14 protein-coding genes and 2 tRNA genes are annotated in these 12,683 nt (G+C 49.4%); 6 read left to right on the top strand and 10 right to left on the bottom strand.

Annotated elements, in window-relative coordinates; genetic code table 11:
* From WMO24_RS10050 to WMO24_RS10025, 6 genes are all read left to right on the top strand, one after another.
* Window positions 1-76 (top strand) — tRNA-Gly (locus tag WMO24_RS10050).
* A 39-nt stretch (window positions 77-115) separates the two neighbouring features.
* Window positions 116-190, top strand: a tRNA-Cys gene (locus tag WMO24_RS10045).
* A 101-nt stretch (window positions 191-291) separates the two neighbouring features.
* Window positions 292-1,422, top strand: coding sequence for a tRNA guanosine(34) transglycosylase Tgt (gene tgt / locus WMO24_RS10040; protein WP_349216308.1), 1,131 nt, complete (start codon window positions 292-294; stop codon window positions 1,420-1,422).
* 87 nt (window positions 1,423-1,509) lie between these two features.
* Window positions 1,510-1,842 carry a preprotein translocase subunit YajC gene (gene yajC, locus WMO24_RS10035; protein ID WP_349216307.1) on the top strand — a complete coding sequence of 111 codons (333 nt, stop codon included), beginning with the start codon at window positions 1,510-1,512 and terminating at the stop codon, window positions 1,840-1,842.
* A gap of 65 nt (window positions 1,843-1,907) precedes the next feature.
* On the top strand, window positions 1,908-2,339 hold the full coding sequence (locus WMO24_RS10030; RefSeq protein WP_349216306.1) for a hypothetical protein: 432 nt from the start codon (window positions 1,908-1,910) through the stop codon (window positions 2,337-2,339).
* Between the two features lie 32 nt (window positions 2,340-2,371).
* The gene (locus WMO24_RS10025) at window positions 2,372-3,007 is read left to right on the top strand and encodes a stage II sporulation protein M (RefSeq protein WP_349216305.1); all 636 of its coding nucleotides are present in this window, start codon (window positions 2,372-2,374) and stop codon (window positions 3,005-3,007) included.
* 28 nt (window positions 3,008-3,035) lie between these two features.
* Here WMO24_RS10025 and WMO24_RS10020 read toward each other — a convergent pair whose 3' ends face one another.
* From WMO24_RS10020 to queA, 10 genes are all read right to left on the bottom strand, one after another.
* Complete coding sequence (locus WMO24_RS10020) at window positions 3,036-4,076, bottom strand: tyrosine recombinase XerC (protein ID WP_349216304.1); 1,041 nt, start codon at window positions 4,074-4,076, stop codon at window positions 3,036-3,038.
* Window positions 4,077-5,137: 1,061 nt separating this feature from the next.
* The gene (locus tag WMO24_RS10015) at window positions 5,138-5,698 is read right to left on the bottom strand and encodes a tyrosine-type recombinase/integrase (protein ID WP_349216303.1); all 561 of its coding nucleotides are present in this window, start codon (window positions 5,696-5,698) and stop codon (window positions 5,138-5,140) included.
* A 1-nt stretch (window position 5,699) separates the two neighbouring features.
* A complete protein-coding gene (locus WMO24_RS10010; RefSeq protein WP_349216302.1) occupies window positions 5,700-6,020 on the bottom strand; it encodes a hypothetical protein in 321 nt (106 codons plus the stop codon).
* Window positions 6,017-6,766, bottom strand: coding sequence for an FtsZ/tubulin family protein (locus WMO24_RS10005; RefSeq protein ID WP_349216301.1), 750 nt, complete (start codon window positions 6,764-6,766; stop codon window positions 6,017-6,019). Before WMO24_RS10005 ends, WMO24_RS10010 begins: the two co-directional genes overlap by 4 nt.
* Window positions 6,767-6,976: 210 nt before the next feature.
* Window positions 6,977-7,354, bottom strand: a complete 378-nt coding sequence (locus WMO24_RS10000; protein ID WP_349216300.1) for a hypothetical protein — start codon at window positions 7,352-7,354, stop codon at window positions 6,977-6,979.
* A 51-nt stretch (window positions 7,355-7,405) separates the two neighbouring features.
* The gene (radA, locus tag WMO24_RS09995) at window positions 7,406-8,797 is read right to left on the bottom strand and encodes a DNA repair protein RadA (protein WP_349216299.1); all 1,392 of its coding nucleotides are present in this window, start codon (window positions 8,795-8,797) and stop codon (window positions 7,406-7,408) included.
* A gap of 99 nt (window positions 8,798-8,896) precedes the next feature.
* Complete coding sequence (locus WMO24_RS09990) at window positions 8,897-9,658, bottom strand: amino acid ABC transporter ATP-binding protein (protein ID WP_349216298.1); 762 nt, start codon at window positions 9,656-9,658, stop codon at window positions 8,897-8,899.
* A gap of 2 nt (window positions 9,659-9,660) precedes the next feature.
* On the bottom strand, window positions 9,661-10,350 hold the full coding sequence (locus tag WMO24_RS09985; protein ID WP_349216297.1) for an amino acid ABC transporter permease: 690 nt from the start codon (window positions 10,348-10,350) through the stop codon (window positions 9,661-9,663).
* A gap of 76 nt (window positions 10,351-10,426) precedes the next feature.
* The gene (locus tag WMO24_RS09980; protein WP_349216296.1) at window positions 10,427-11,284 is read right to left on the bottom strand and encodes an amino acid ABC transporter substrate-binding protein; all 858 of its coding nucleotides are present in this window, start codon (window positions 11,282-11,284) and stop codon (window positions 10,427-10,429) included.
* Window positions 11,285-11,417: 133 nt separating this feature from the next.
* Complete coding sequence (queA, locus tag WMO24_RS09975) at window positions 11,418-12,446, bottom strand: tRNA preQ1(34) S-adenosylmethionine ribosyltransferase-isomerase QueA (RefSeq protein WP_349216295.1); 1,029 nt, start codon at window positions 12,444-12,446, stop codon at window positions 11,418-11,420.
* Window positions 12,447-12,683 lie beyond the last annotated feature (237 nt).

The following is a 12,683-nucleotide window of genomic DNA, read 5'->3' as shown; positions in this document are numbered from 1 at the left end:
GCGGCTTTAGCTCATCTGGTAGAGCGCCACCTTGCCAAGGTGGAGGTAGCGAGTTCGAGCCTCGTAAGCCGCTCCATATGGCGCTGTGGTAAATACTGCAGCGCCAAAATATTATGGTGCCGTAGCCAAGTGGTAAGGCAACGGTCTGCAAAACCGTTATGCACCAGTTCAAATCTGGTCGGCACCTCCAAAAAGGCATTGGTCTTCTAAAGGATCAATGCCTTTTCCTTTGTAAACAATCGATGGTTTTAACCGGTAATTTTCCGCCCGATGTGGAAGAGAGGAATATGAATGTATCATTTAATTAAAACGGAACATACCGCTCGAAGGGGAAGTTTTGAGACTGTGCATGGCACGGTGCAAACCCCCGCATTTATGAACGTTGCAACTGCAGGTGCAATTAAAGGCGGCTTATCTGCTTTTGACTTGAAAAACAATGATTGTCAGGTGATGCTGTGCAATACTTACCATTTGCATCTGCGGCCGGGCGACAAGAAAATTGCACAGTTGGGCGGCCTTCATCGATTTACCCGTTGGGACGGCCCTATTTTGACAGACAGTGGTGGATTTCAGGTGTTCAGCCTGGCCAAATTGCGTAAAATAACAGAAGAAGGCGTCACATTTGCCTCTCATCTGGACGGACATCGGATCTTTATGGGGCCCGAGCAAAGTATGCAGATTCAGGCTAATTTAGGGTCTACTATTGCGATGGCTTTTGATGAATGCATGGAAAATCCCGCAGAGTATAACTATGCGAAAAATTCCTGCGATCGAACGGTGCGCTGGCTGAAACGCTGCAAAGAGGAAATGGCCCGTTTGAAACAAAACGAGCTGGCCGTAAATCCGCATCAGCTTTTGTTTGGTATCAATCAGGGTTGCTGCTATGACGATTTGCGCATTGAGCATATGAAGCAGATCGCAGACTTGGATTTGGATGGATATGCTATTGGCGGATTGGCCGTCGGGGAACCCAAGGAAGAGATGTACCGGGTTATTTCCGTTGTAGAAGAGCACATGCCCAAAGATAAGATTCGCTATTTGATGGGCGTGGGCACACCGGGAAATATTCTGGAAGCGGTACGTCGGGGCGTAGATTTGTTCGATTGCGTAATGCCCAGCCGAAATGCCCGGCACGGTCATTTGAATACCTGGAACGGAATTATCAATATAAAAAATGCGAAATATGAGCTGGATGAAAGTCCGTTGGACCCGGAATGCTCCTGCGAGTGCTGCAAAAACTTCTCCAGAGCGTATCTCCGCCATCTGTTTAAGGCAGATGAAATGCTGGGAATGCGCTTGGCTGTTATGCACAATCTTCATTTTTACAATCATTTGATGATTCGCATTCGTCAGGCACTTGATGAAGGCAATTTTGAAGAGTTTTACCGTCAATACATTGATGTATTGGACAAGCGCATATAATCCGTGAATTTTTTGAAAAAAGCTTGCAACAGAACACTTTTTCCGATATACTGTTTTATAATGTCACGTTATTGAGGAGGATAAACAATGGACGAATCACTGGGACTGCTTGGCACTTTTATCCCTCTGGTTTTGATGGTCGCTTTGATGTATTTTCTTCTGATCCGGCCGCAGAACAAAAAAGAGAAAAAAGCTGCTGAAATGCGCAATTCAATCGAAGTGGGCGATACCGTCACCACGATCGGTGGTATCGTGGGTCACGTCCAGAGCATCAAAGAAGATACATTTGTTCTGGAGACGGGCTCAGATCGCGTGAAACTTCGGTTTAAACGCTGGGCCATTCAGGAAGTTGAGAAATTGAATCTGGAAGGCAATTCTGCTTCTTCGGATGCTTCCAAAAAAGAGCCTGCCAAAAAATAAAATTTCATAAAAAATCCTCTCTGTGCATAAGCTTTTAGCAGTTGAGTGCACAGGGAGGATTTTTTATGCCGTCGAAAAGAAAAAGAACAAATCCATCGGAACAAAAAAGTCAGATCATAAGGGGAATTCTTCCATTTGTATTCAGTTTGGTTCTGACTGTGGGGCTTTCAGGCGGGTTATGTGCAATTGCAGCCAACGCCATGTGTACAACAGATCTGGCTCCTGCTTTATTGATTCCGCTTACGACCGTGCTCATTTGCATTGCGCTTCTGATTGCAAGTTTGTTTCTCTCCGCCATCTTTAAAGGCGGAATTCTGGCAGGGACTCTTTTAGCTTCGGTCCTCATTTTATTGTTGAGCCTGCTGTCTTTTTTATTATATCAATCTTCATTTACCTCTCTCTGGGCGACAAAAACGCTGGCTTTTCTGGCCTCAGGTGCACTGGGCGGATATTTAGGAAGTGTTCTGCGAGAACGTCGCCGCAAAATCAGGCGTTAAAATCCAGCGCAAGAACGGAGAGAATAAAGGTTATGATATCATCAGCACGAGTAAAAAAGTTGCGGGCACACCGTCTGCCATATAAAAAATCAGGTTCCTGGATCTATACCATTTTCGCATGCATCACTCTGTCGGGCGTATTACTCGGCAGTCTTTGGGAAGGCTACGCGCGCGCTTCTTCAAATGAATACGCCGGTTATTTTGTTCTTCAATACCTCGCTCGATACGAGGCATCTGTTTCATTTAGAACCTTGTTAGGATCGATTGTTTGGCCGTCAATGTTCCCACTGCTGTTCTTGATCTATAACGGATTCAGCTGCATTGGAATTCCATTTGTTTTATTCGTGCCATTGTTAAAGGGTTTTTCGATCGGGAGTATCTCCGGTTACTTATATTCTACGTATGGCCTTCAGGGAATGGCGACAGTTCTTATTTTGTTCTTTTTGCCTCAAATGATACAGCTGTGGGCGGTATTGCTTTTATCGCAAGCATCAGCTCACGCATCTATCGGGCTGTTGATGCACCATTTTACCGGGGATGTCATCAATGTGACGGATCGTTTGGCTCGCATGCTGCGTATGTCGGCGAAGGCGCTTCTGCTGACTCTGACAGCCTGCGTGCTGGAAAGCATATTGACCGTTGTTTTTGCACCGGTACTATTCAAATAAAAAGGGAAGAAGGGACTGACGAAAATCATCAGTCCTTTCTTTTGTCTTTAGAAACAGTCTGTTCCAAGTCAAGGTCGGCAAAAGGGGAAGCTTGCGCCGCCTGCTTGAGTTGAGCATTTCCAAGATGCGTATAAATTTCAGTGGTAGACACATGTGCATGCCCCAAAATTTCTTTTAATGCCAGCATATCCACATGACCTTCCTGATACATCATTGTGGCAGCTGTATGGCGCAATTTATGGGCAGAATAACCTTTTCCGGATAATCCCGCCTGTTGCAGGCAAGCGTCTACGATTTGCTGTACTCTGCGGGCAGAAAGACGTCTTCCTGTGCGTTTGGATACAAACAGTGCCTGGCGATCTTGAAGATTCGGCAATTTGGCGCGTTCTTCGCAAAGGCGATGCAAAGCATTTTTGCAAGCGTTATTCAGATATACAAGACGCTCTTTGTCACCCTTGCCAAGAATACGAATTGTACCATCATCCTGAAGATCGGTAATGTTGATATTGACCAGTTCGCTCAAACGCATTCCACAATTCAGGAACAATGTAATGATGCAATAATCTCGTTCATAAAAATCGGATTGTATATTTTTTAACAATTCAATTCCTTCGGGCAGCGACAAATACTTTGGAAGGCGTTTCTTTAAAGCCGGTGTATCTACGTCATCGGTAGGATTATTCTGCAAAACCTTTTTCTTGTTACAAAGATACTTAAAAAAACCTTTGAGACAGGAGAGTTTTCGCGCACGCGTTGCGGCGCTGTTTTCGCGTTCGCGTGTTACATAATGCAGAAATTCATAAATTTCTGATGTTGTGACAGCTGCAATAAATGTCAGATCCAATTCCAAAATCGGGATTTCTTCCAAAGGCGTATCGGCCGGAACCAGTCCACGGTGCAATTTCAGAAAGCGAAAAAAGGTCCGCAAGTCAATGTAATAGCCATTCACTGTTCGTGGTGACAAGCCCCGAATGGTTTCGCTATTATAAAGAAATTCGACGACCAAAGGCGGACAATCTTTATAATCGCCGTGTTTGGAAGGCTTTCTGGAATCAATGTAACTGCTCAAGGTAAAACGCCTCCCCTATATTTCGCTAAATTTTTATTTAGTGAAATTCCCATAATCGCAAAAACGCCCCCACTAGCTACAGCATACCCGAAGTTTCGGAGCATTTCAAGCGAATGAGATAATAGTGCAAAATGGTGCAACGTATGTGCAAAGCCGAAGATAGACACCCACCCCCCGCCCGCCCTCAAGGGCGGGAGCGTGGCTCGGAACGGCAGCGGCAGCGGCCTAGGGCGGCAGAGCGCGGGCGGGCAGCGCCTGGCGCTTGACAGGCCGGGACAATCGTGGTAAAGTGGAGACGTGGCGAAGGACGGCGCGAGAGCGACCCCCTTTTTGGAAAAGAGCGGAACCCCGTGGGGTTCCGCTCTTTTCGTTTAGGAAGCCGAAAGAGCGGCCAATCTGGGGCCCCCAGCCTTCGGCCCCCGGCCCCAGCCCCCACCCCGCCCGATGCGGCCCTAGGGGCCGCAGGTACCGGGCAAGACATCCACCTGTTACAATTCGATGTCTTGCCCGGCATCGGTGGCGCGCGGCCATCCACACGCCAGGCAGGCCCCCGGTGCACGACCCCGATCGTGCACCGGGGTCGTGCACCGGGCCGCCTACCCATGCAGGCGCGGCCCGCATGGGCGGCGGTTCGGCCACCCGGGCGGCGGGGCCGTGCTGATGCTCCCGCAAGGCCCTGCGGGGCTAAGGTCTGCGCGGCTTGCGCCGCCCAGAAAAAAGGCAAGGCCAAGCCCTGCGGGCGCGTTGCGGCCTTGCCTTTTTTCTGGCGCGTCTGCCGCACTATCTTTCCGGCCAAGGTGCACGGGGCCGAAAAGCGGCCCTGTAGAGTGGTGGCCGTGTTTCGGCCCCGTGGCCCGCCGCCCCCACCCGGTACAAACCGGGGCGGCGGCGTAGTGGCCCCCCGGCCCTGCGTGGGCACCACGCCGAGCCGGGCCGGGGGCTTCGCGCCCTGCGGGCGCTTCGGGTTGCGACCGCCACAATCTCAAACGGCCCGCACCGAGCAGAAAGGCGCCCCCCTGGGGCGCCTTTCTGCTTTGTGCCGATATGGCGGGCCGTGGTATTTACTTGCCCCGCTTACCGCTCTTTTTTCGGCCCTTCTTCCCGGCTGTGATAGCGTCAGCCATGGCATAAAGCATAGTCGTTTCCCTATGCCGCCCATCATGGTTCAGCGCACGACCAACAGACTGCAGGTCTCCCGTGCGGCGGTACTCATCGACAGCCCACATTTTCCGGCCCGTATGCGTAGACACCTGAACCCCCTTGGCAATGATACCGGACACGCGGAAGACCCGAGCAACGCGGCACAAATCCTTATAGACAGCTGACCGCGTCCGATGTTTGCGCCAGTCGTTGCGGCCCTCAAAAACCCATACACGCCCGGCCTGTTCAAGCATGCGAGCGTACAACCGAGCGGGCCAATATATACGCCGCGTCTTTCCTGTCTTCTGTTCACGGACCGTCATTCGCTGTCCACGTGCCAGAGCATCGGTTTTCAGCGCCAGAACGTCACTTACACGCAGACCGGACGCAATACAGCACTCCATAACAAGCCGATTCGCGGGCATCATTGCCGCCAGTATGTAATCCATGGATGAGCGGTCAAGCCAGTCAGCACGCCCCATATCAGCACCGTTCTTCCTTCCGGCTTTTGGTGATTGCGTCAACGACCTCGCCGGAGAAGGCCGCCGAAGAACAGGCCCCGCGCCCATTCTTCCGGCTTGCCGCACGAGAAGCCCACTGTGCAAAAGACGCTTCCGCTTCTGCCACATGAACAAGCATACGGCGGACAACATCAGGCCCACAATTGCTCTCCGCGTAGTCGTGCAAATAGTGCCAGCCGCAGGCTTCAAAGACAAGCCGGACACCATCCACAAAGACAGGGCTTCCGGGTTCAGCCAAATCATACACCCGAGAAACTGCGTTCGTCACGTCAAAGTCCATCATTCTGCATTCTCCCATCTCCCGCCATATCCGGGCGGGTCACATTCTCGGCGGCGCTTCATCCAGCCGCCCAACTCTTCCAAACAGCGCAAGAACGCCGCATCATCGAACTCCACTACCCCACCAGCGGCCACCAGAGGTGCAAGCTTGTCACGCTTGCGCCGCCCCAACTCTTCCAGCCTCTCCGGCTGTTGCCACAGGGTGCGCAGAATAAAGCGGTCTGTATCATTCAGCCCAAACCACTCCGCGCCCATTTGCACCACACGCGGCACTCTAAGAACCTTGGGCCAAAGCGAACGCACATCATCAGCGCCGCACGCTACGCCGTCCAGTGTCAGTTCCAGCCGAGTGACAGGGATCGAAAGATTGCTCTCAAGCGTCTTGTTATACAGCTTGCAACGACCGGGGGAGTTCCGTTTCCCGAGATATTGCGTACGATCTGACGCAGACCGCCGCAGTTCCTCGTACAACCGCCCATCCTTGAGAAGCTCAAACTCACCGCGCTCACCCGGCAAGTCGACGGCCAAGTCCCAGCGGCGAAGAGAAACCGGAAAAGGTTTCGCGCCGCAAGCATCAAAGCAAAGGTTATACACCCAGCGCAATTCCCGGCACTGCCCTACCTTGTTGGGGTTAAATTCAAGCCGTGCCCGCCCAGTATTCAGACCGCCGGGGCCATTAAGGCCAACCCCCAGCCAAAAGGAACGGCCACCAGAAAGGGCGAAGGTGAACTGGTCACGAAAAGTTCCCATCTTGTGGGTAGTCCAGTGCGAGAACTCCACCCAGGCCAGAGCCGCCACCCCATCCAGCACGGACTGGCTGCTCCGATAGGCTAAAGCAAAGTCTATCAGGAGTTTGTCTATGCTGTATGTACTGCCGTCTCTGGCCTCTGTCTTCCATGTGTACAACAAGCCGCCTTGTACATTTGTACACATGATAAGCCCTATTAGATATAGGGCTTATCATGCCCAGATAATGCACGGCAATAAACGCCCGTCACGCTCTTGCAAGTCAACGCTGACTACTTCGCCGGGCCTGACCTCTCGGGAACTGTACAAACTGCCAACGCGCCCCCGGTGGTCAGCCAGATAAACACGCCACATCTCCCTGTCACGTTCCCCGGGGTTCTTTGCCTTGAACACTTCACGGCACACACTCAACACTGTCTTCTCCATCTCTGAAATCCTTTCCGGAGCGAAAAACAACGCCCCCACGTTTTTGTCCGTGGAGGCGCGGAAGGATATGGGAATATCACCAAATAACCTTTTAGCGAAATATAAAATTTCGCTAAAATCCATATATTTAGCGAAATATGATCCATTTTCCTCCCAATCGGGCACACAATGAATTCCTTGGCAATGGCTGCCCCCAAACGTTTTTGTTCATCAATTTTAAAGCAGCGAAATAGCTTGTTTGACATAAGTTACTCCTAATAGTTCCATATTGGAAAACTCTTCGTAATCCAACTGACGCATACTGTGTTTTGGAATTACTGCCCGCGTAAATCCCATGCGCTGCGCTTCACGCAGACGAATCTCAAGATTTACTACGTTGCGGACCTCACCGCCAAGGCCAACTTCTCCAATCGCGATCATATCATCCGGGACCGGTTTATCCAGCAGGCTTGAAACGACTGCCATGCAAACAGACAAATCGCAGGCTGTTTCGTCCAAATCCAGTCCGCCGACAATATTGATATAAACATCCAGATTACCCATAAAAAAGCCTGCACGCTTTTCCAAAACGGCCAGCAGAAGATTCATGCGATTGAAATCAAAACCGGACGCCGCTCGCCGAGGAGTTCCGAACCCACTTTTGGTCGCCAATGCCTGTACTTCTGACAAGATCGGCCGTGATCCTTCCATTGTGCATGCAACGCAATTGCCACTGACCCCAATCGGACGGCCTTCCAGCAACAGCTTGGAAGGATTCTCAATGACTTTCAGACCGGCACTTGTCATGTCAAACATGCCGATTTCATTGGTAGAGCCATAACGGTTCTTCACCGCACGCAAAACCCGGTAAGGCAACATTTTGTCCCCTTCAAAGTACAAAACCGTATCCACGATGTGTTCCATGACTTTCGGACCGGCAATTGCGCCATCTTTATTTACATGGCCTACAATGAATGTGGGAATTTCGTTGCTTTTAGCCACTGTCAGCAAACGCGCGGTACACTCTTTGACCTGAGAAACACTTCCGGATGACGAAGAAATATCCGCACAATTCATCGTTTGAATCGAATCGATAATGACCAGGCCCGGTTTCATATGCTGGATGAGATCACAAATTGCATCAATATCTGTTTCCGCCGCCAAAGAAATGTCTTCCTGGGCAACCTTTAACCGTAATGCGCGCAATTTAATTTGACGCGTGGATTCTTCACCTGTAATGTAAAGCACATCCACCTTTTTGGCCACTGCACCACACAATTGAAGGAGCAACGTGGATTTTCCCGCTCCGGGTTCTCCGCCCAAGAGAACGACACTTCCAATGACAATTCCCCCACCCAACACACGGTCCAGTTCGCTGATTCCTGTAATAATGCGGCTGCGCTCTTCCGTTGTGCTGATATCTTTCAGTTTACTGGCAGCAATCACCGGCCCGCTGGCCGAATTGCCGCGTGTTGCTTTGGAAGAAAGACCCTTGCTTTTCTGCTCACGTACAATATCTTCTACCAGTGTATTCCATTCTCCGCAGGAAGGGCAGCGTCCCATCCAGCGGCTGGAAACCTCTCCGCAGCTGGTACATACATAAACCGTCTTTAATTTATCTTTTGGCATAAATGGACTCCTTTGGTTGCGGTTTTTATTAGTATAGCACAAAATATCCTTTCAAAAAAGCAAAAGAGGCAGGTTCGCTGTATGCAAACCCGCCTCTTTTCAGGAGCGTTCCACAGATTGCAAAAAAGTTTGCAGTCTTGTGTTTTCAGGATGATTAAACAATTCTTCTGGCGTGTTTTCTTCGATAATACGTCCTTCGTCCATAAAAATGACTCTGGTTGCGGAGCTTTTGGCAAAACGCATATCATGCGTGACAATCAGCATTGTAATTTTTTGATCTACCAGTTTTTGAATCGTTGCGATTACTTCGTTGGTCGTTTCCGGATCCAGTGCACTGGTAGGTTCATCAAACAACATAATTTGCGGATGCATTGCAAGGGCACGGGCAATGGCGATGCGCTGTTTCTGCCCGCCAGAAAGCTGTGCCGGAAATTGTGTTGCCTTGGAAGAAAGCCCCACAATTTCCAGAAGTTCCATGGCCTCTTTCCTCACCTGTTCGGAATCTCGTTTTAAAATTTTCAAAGGCGCAACCATAATATTATCCAGACACGTCAAATGCGGAAACAAATTGAAGTGCTGAAATACCATACCGGTTTTGGTACAGATCCGGCGTATCTCTTTTTCAGAAGGATACCGCGCAACGCCATCTACCGTTTCAACCAACACATCCTGATCGACAACGATTTTACCGGAAGTGACTGTTTCAAGATTATTGATACAGCGAAGCAAAGTGCTTTTTCCGCTTCCGGAAGAGCCTATGATCGCGACGGCTTCCCCTTTTTCCACCTGAAGAGAAACGTCTTTCAACGCTTCAAATTTTCCAAACTTCTTGCAGACATGTTCTATGGAAAGAATTGACATAATTACGCCTCCTTTTGTTCGTGGCGCGAAAAGCGCTTTTCACACCATTGGGACAGCAACGTCAACACAAACGTCAAAATCAGATAAATAACCGCAGCCAGGAAAAACGCCGTTGGATTTACATCACGATTGTTTGCGTCTTTGGCGGCCTTTAAAAGTTCGGCCACACCGATAGCTGTCACCAGAGCGGTATCTTTGACAAGCGTAATTACTTCATTGCTGATAGGCGGAATGACCCGGGCAATTGTCTGCGGAATAATAATGATCCGCATGGTCTGCCAGCGGGAAAAACCGAGTGTTTTGGCTGCTTCATGCTGTCCCGGATCAATAGACTGAATTCCCGCGCGGTAAATTTCGGCAAAATAGGCAGCATAGTTGAGAACGAATGTCACCACTGCAGCCGTAACATTCTCCATACGGAAGAAATCCGCCCATGCGGCATTGATTTGCTGCATCATAATCGGCAAGCCGTAATAAACAAAAAACAACTGCAACATCAGCGGCGTGCCGCGAAACAGCCAAATATAAACTTTACAAATAGCTCGGATGGGCGAAAACCGCGAAATAGATCCCAATGCAAACGGAAGGCCCAAAGGAAGAGACAGTACCAATGTTACAAAGAAGATGTACAGTGTTTGCACCGTCCCTTTTAAAAGAGACGGCAAGATCAATTGTATATATTGAAAATCCATTTCGTTCTCCTCGCTTATGTCCTGTTTTCCATAAAAAACGGGCGGCTTTCAGCACCGCCCGTTCAATGCGTGGCTTTTATTCCGGTTTGACAACGATGTCTTCTCCAAACCATTCCTTACTGATTTCAGCGGCTGTTCCCTCTTCAATCAGCACGTTGAGTGCATCGTTGACGGCCTGCGTCAGTTCCGTATCACTTTTACGGAATCCGATTGCATAAAGGTCATCGCCAAAATCCACATCGGACACAGAGAATACCTGACCCATTTTAGCATTTTTATATCCGCCGTAAACCTCATCGATAATCATGCAGTCCAAACGCCCGGCCTGAACATCCAGGATTACTTCATCGTATGTAGGATATTCGGTCAGATTGCCCTGAATGGAACTATAAATTTCGTCTGCTTTTACGGCCTCCAGCGCAGCACTGCCAGCCTGAATTCCGATCTGGTAATTGGCTAAGTCTTCTTTGCTGTTTACCGTAACGCCCTCTTTGGTCATAATAACGATTTTGTTATTCAGATAAGCTTGGGAAAGGCTCATCTGCTCTTCACGTTCCGGCGTAATAGACATTCCGTTCCATACGCAGTCGATGGTACCGGAACTGAGTGCCAGCTCCTTGGAATCCCAGTCAATGGGCTTGAAGGTAGCCTGCACGCCCAACTGCTCGCATACCGCATTTGCAAGATCGATATCAAAGCCCACTAAGTCGCCGGCTTCATCCCGAAATCCCATGGGAGCAAACGTATCATCCAAGCCGATGACCAGTTCGCCTTTTTCCTGAATATCCGCCAATGTAGTGCTGTAGGTACCGGAAGCAGACGCATTTTGTATAGAAGAAGCATCCGCTGACGTGGAAGCGGCTTCGCCGGAACAAGAAACCAAAAACATTCCCATAAGTACTGCGCTCATGGCGACTGCAAAAATCCTTTTCACTCTGAATCCCTCTTTCAGCCAAGTTTTAAAGACGAGTTCATTATACTACATCACGTTATCATAGTAAAGTGATAAATTGATTTTTTTTAAAAAAAGAGAAGCACTTAAAAACAAGCGCCTCTCTTTTTCTGTCTTAAACAATCAGCATGGCATCTCCAAAACTGAAGAAGCGATATTTCTCTGCAACGGCAACCCGATATGCATTCATTGTGTTCTCGTAACCGCAAAAGGCGGAAACCAACATGATCAGTGTACTCTCCGGCAAATGAAAATTGGTAATCAAGCCGTCGATGGCACGGAAAGCAAAGCCCGGATAAATAAAGATGTCCGTGTCTCCGCTGCACGCGCAAACTTCGCCATGAACGGCCGCTGCCGCTTCCAATGTGCGGCAGCTGGTTGTCCCCACCGCAATGACGCGATGTCCTTCTTTTTTGGTACGCTGAATCTTTTCCGCTGTTTCGGCACTGATGCTGTACCATTCGCTATGCATCTTATGGTCCAGAATATCATCTTCTTTTACCGGACGGAAAGTTCCCAGCCCCACATGGAGCGTTACTTCAGCAAATTGGATTCCGCGTTCCTTCAACGTTTGCATCAGCTCAGGCGTAAAATGCAAACCGGCTGTCGGCGCAGCGGCACTCCCCAGCTCTTTTGCATAAACGGTCTGATACAGAGAACCATCGTCCAGCTGTTTTTGAATATACGGCGGTAGTGGCATTTTTCCAAAAGCATCCAACTTTTCATACAGTGTTTGCGTGTCATATGAAAAGCGGACCAGCTTGTTTCCGTCATCTCTTGTTTCCAGAATTTCTGCAGTCAGGGTTCCGTCACCAAATTCAACGGTATTCCCAACATGCAACCGTTTTCCGGGCTTGGCCAGGCACTCCCAAACATCGCGTTCGGCTTCCCTGAGCAAAAGCAGCTCGCACACCGCCCCTGTTGCTGATTTATGGCCAATCAAACGTGCAGGGAGGACTTTGGAATTGTTAATGACAAGCAGGTCGCCAGGTTCCAACAGCTCCGGCAGATCGTGAAAAATCCGATGTGAAATACAGCCATCGTTCCGTCCGAGGCAAAGGAGGCGCGCAGCATCTCGTGGAATACACGGTTCCTGTGCGATCAGCTCCTGGGGAAGCTCATAATAAAAATCACTTTTCAGCATGGATCTCACCCTTTTTTCGTTGACAAGGTTTTATCGGAATGTTATATTTAGGAAGAAAAAGCAGTAAAAACACAAGCGTGTGTAAAAAACTGGTCGGACAAGCAATCCAGTATATTATATTGCATTTTTTACCGGTTTTCAAGCCGGTTTTTTTGTTATCTTGGGTTGAGCCATAAGGGCCGGTTTCTCCTGTTTTTTCAAAAAGAGCATTTTCCGTCGCGTAACAGCGAACGGATA

This window comes from Ruthenibacterium intestinale (assembly GCF_040096265.1).
GTDB classification, from domain to species: Bacteria; Bacillota; Clostridia; order Oscillospirales; family Ruminococcaceae; genus Ruthenibacterium; species Ruthenibacterium komagatae.
The sequence above is the reverse complement of the archived record's forward strand: the minus strand, read 5'-3'. Positions and strand labels throughout refer to the sequence as shown.

Bases quoted from the DNA above. Each gene is read 5' to 3' on its own strand.
- tgt (WP_349216308.1), top strand. From the start codon at position 292: ATGTATCATTTAATTAAAACGGAACATACCGCTCGAAGGGGAAGTTTT.
- yajC (WP_349216307.1), top strand. From the start codon at position 1,510: ATGGACGAATCACTGGGACTGCTTGGCACTTTTATCCCTCTGGTTTTG.
- WMO24_RS10005 (WP_349216301.1), bottom strand. From the start codon at position 6,766: ATGGGAACTTTTCGTGACCAGTTCACCTTCGCCCTTTCTGGTGGCCGT.
- WMO24_RS09985 (WP_349216297.1), bottom strand. From the start codon at position 10,350: ATGGATTTTCAATATATACAATTGATCTTGCCGTCTCTTTTAAAAGGG.
- WMO24_RS10030 (WP_349216306.1), top strand. From the start codon at position 1,908: ATGCCGTCGAAAAGAAAAAGAACAAATCCATCGGAACAAAAAAGTCAG.
- radA (WP_349216299.1), bottom strand. From the start codon at position 8,797: ATGCCAAAAGATAAATTAAAGACGGTTTATGTATGTACCAGCTGCGGA.
- WMO24_RS10010 (WP_349216302.1), bottom strand. From the start codon at position 6,020: ATGATGGACTTTGACGTGACGAACGCAGTTTCTCGGGTGTATGATTTG.
- WMO24_RS10015 (WP_349216303.1), bottom strand. From the start codon at position 5,698: ATGGGGCGTGCTGACTGGCTTGACCGCTCATCCATGGATTACATACTG.
- WMO24_RS09990 (WP_349216298.1), bottom strand. From the start codon at position 9,658: ATGTCAATTCTTTCCATAGAACATGTCTGCAAGAAGTTTGGAAAATTT.
- WMO24_RS10025 (WP_349216305.1), top strand. From the start codon at position 2,372: ATGATATCATCAGCACGAGTAAAAAAGTTGCGGGCACACCGTCTGCCA.
- queA (WP_349216295.1), bottom strand. From the start codon at position 12,446: ATGCTGAAAAGTGATTTTTATTATGAGCTTCCCCAGGAGCTGATCGCA.